The following is a 631-nucleotide window of genomic DNA, read 5'->3' on the forward strand; positions in this document are numbered from 1 at the left end:
GAAGGTGCAACGCCTTTGGCGCGAAGAAGGGCTTCGCGTGCCGCAGCGCCGTCGCCGCAAACGCCACGGCAGCTCCACCGCACCAGCGACCGTAGTCGCCGATGCGCCCAACCGGGTGTGGGCGGTGGACTTCCAGTTCGACTGCACCACCGACGGACGTCCGATCAAGATCGTGTCGATCATCGACGAACACACCCGCGAATGCCTCGGTGGGATGGTTGAGCGCAGCATCACCGGCGAGCACCTCATCGCCGAACTGGACTGCCTGGCCGCCGAGCGTGGCACCTACCCGGCCGTCCTGCGATGCGACAACGGACCCGAATTAGCCTGCAGCGCCATGGCCGACTGGGCCGCCGGACAGGTCGGCCTGCACTTCATTCCACCCGGCGAGCCGTGGCGAAACGGCTACGTCGAATCCTTCAACTCCCGCATCCGTGACGAATGCTTGAACATCAACAGCTTCTGGTCGATGGCCCAGGCCCGGGTGGTCATCAGCGACTGGAAGCACGAGTACAACCACCATCGCCGGCATTCGTCACTGGGCTATCAGGCGCCGGCCCGCTACGCTGCCACCTGTACCCACCAATGAACGACTCTCGTTCGCCGTGGACCATTTCACGGGGTCCGGTCA

Annotated in this window: 1 protein-coding gene; it reads left to right on the plus strand. The window is 64.8% G+C overall.

Going from position 1 to position 631, the window contains the following annotated elements:
* Nucleotides 1-589, plus strand: a 589-nt coding sequence (locus AC5Y4T_RS26155; protein ID WP_065119934.1) for an IS3 family transposase, incomplete at its 5' end; no start/stop codon positions are given.
* Nucleotides 590-631 lie beyond the last annotated feature (42 nt).

The organism is Mycobacterium sp. NGS11, assembly GCF_059813315.1.